This is a genomic window from Streptomyces aureocirculatus (genome assembly GCF_000720475.1).
Lineage (GTDB): Bacteria > Actinomycetota > Actinomycetes > Streptomycetales > Streptomycetaceae > Streptomyces > Streptomyces aureocirculatus.
The window spans coordinates 1-639 of sequence record NZ_JOAP01000146.1 but is presented as its reverse complement, the minus strand read 5'-3'; the positions used below and the strand labels follow the sequence as shown (position 1 = coordinate 639).

Sequence of the window (639 nt, the reverse complement as noted above, 5' to 3'; positions counted from 1 at the left end):
GTGTGGGGTTGGGTGGGTGGGGGGGGGGGTGGGGGTTGGTGGTTGAAGAGCATTTCGGAGGCGGCTTTGGTGGTGATGACGAGGTTGTCGCCTTCGGCGGTGATGCCGCCTTCGATGTTGAGTTGTTGTTCGGTGAGGTTGTTGTAGGGGAAGAGGCCTTGGGCGCCGCAGCGTTCGCGGGCTTCGATGGCGATGGTGCGGCATTGCCAGGTGGTGATGGCTTTGGTGAGGGCGATTTGGCGTTCGATGGTGTCGCGTTGGTGGGGGGTGGTGTGGGGGTTTTGGGTGTGGTGGGTGTATTGGGTGAGGGTGGTGCGGTGGAGGAGGGTGAGGGCGTAGGTGGTGGCGAGGTGGGTGAGGAGGGGTTGGTGGTGGGTGCGGTGGGCGGTGAGGGGGATGCGTTGGTTTTTGTGGGGGCCGTTGATGTGGCGGTTGTGGGCGTAGGTGATGGCGGTGGTGAGGGCGGTGCGGGCCATGCCGAGGCAGGCGGCGCTCATGCAGAGTTTGCCGAGGGTGACGCGGTTGAGGGTGCGCAGGAAGCGTTTGCGGGGGTTGCCGATGGTGGTGTGGTGGGTGCCGTGGGGGTCGAGGTGGCTGTGGGGGGCTTGGAGGAGTGCGGTGGGGGGGAGGGGGAGGTGG

At 66.2% G+C, this 639-nt stretch carries 1 protein-coding gene; it reads right to left on the bottom strand.

The features are described 5' to 3' along the window. Window positions 1-639, bottom strand: a 639-nt coding sequence (locus tag IG78_RS0141120) for an acyl-CoA dehydrogenase family protein (protein WP_030574939.1), incomplete at both ends; no start/stop codon positions are given.